The 962-nt window shown below is 51.9% G+C and carries 1 pseudogene; it reads right to left on the bottom strand.

From position 1 onward, the window contains the following. Nucleotides 1-108 precede the first annotated feature (108 nt). Nucleotides 109-864: pseudogene (locus A6U95_RS29460) on the bottom strand (Tn3 family transposase); the annotation flags it as partial. Nucleotides 865-962: the final 98 nt, after the last annotated feature.

The raw sequence follows: 962 nt of genomic DNA, 5'->3' as shown, positions 1-962 counted from the left end.
ATCGATACCAATAAGCGCAATATTTTCCATGATGGTTCTCCGAATGAAAGCCTGTCCTCAGCATAGTACCGGGAAGGAGGGAGTGACCATCTCATTAAATATCCTACGCTAAGCCTGTTTTTTGTACAAACTGCTGTCAACTGAGCGTAATGAACGGTATTTCCCCTGTCCCAGCTTGAGGTTTGTTCGCCAGACGTAATCTCCACTCAGGTTGATGTGTTCCCATCCCAGCGGGGACAGATGAGAAATCAGCTGGTCATTGAATGGGATCCCTTTTCGCTTTAGAGAATCGATGGCTCTTTCTATATATACCGTATTCCAGAGTGAAATTGCCGCAGTCAGCAACGTCAGCCCACTGGCCCGGTAGCTCTGGTTTTCCAGTCCCCGATCTCTGATTTCCCCCAGTCGGTGCATAAAGACTGCGCGCGCAAGGGCATTGCGTGCCTCACCTTTATTCAGCCCTGCCTGTACGCGTCGTCGCAGGGAAGGATCCCGGAACCAGTCCAGCATAAACAATGACCTCTCGATGCGGCCAATTTCCCTTAGCGCCTTTGCCAGACCATTCTGTTTGGGATAGCTGGCCAGCTTTTTCATCATCAGCGATGCTGTTACCGTTCCCTGCTTTATAGAACTCGCCAGGCGCAGCACCTCACTCCAGTGAGTTTCAATGTCCTTTAGATTCAGGCGGGTTGTGGAGATGATTGACTGAAGCCCCGGATACAACTCAGCCTTTCCATGAATAAACAGCCGCTTATCATGAAGATCCCGGATCCTTGGCGCAAAAGCGAATCCGAGCAGATGCATCAGCGCGAAAACATGCTCAGTGAAACCTGCGGTGTCGGTGTAATGCTCTGTGATTTCCAGAACGTAGCGCCCCTGCGGGGCGAGCACGGCAGCGCCGCTGCCTCAACCGTCTTTAAGACCCTGTCCTACCTCAACACCCGCGTCGGCTGAACACACTA

It is taken from the genome of Serratia sp. 14-2641, from assembly GCF_001692375.1.
In the GTDB taxonomy this organism is placed as follows: Bacteria; Pseudomonadota; Gammaproteobacteria; order Enterobacterales; family Enterobacteriaceae; genus Chania; species Chania fonticola_C.
Note: the sequence above shows the minus strand (reverse complement) of the source record. Positions and strands in the feature narration are given on the sequence as shown.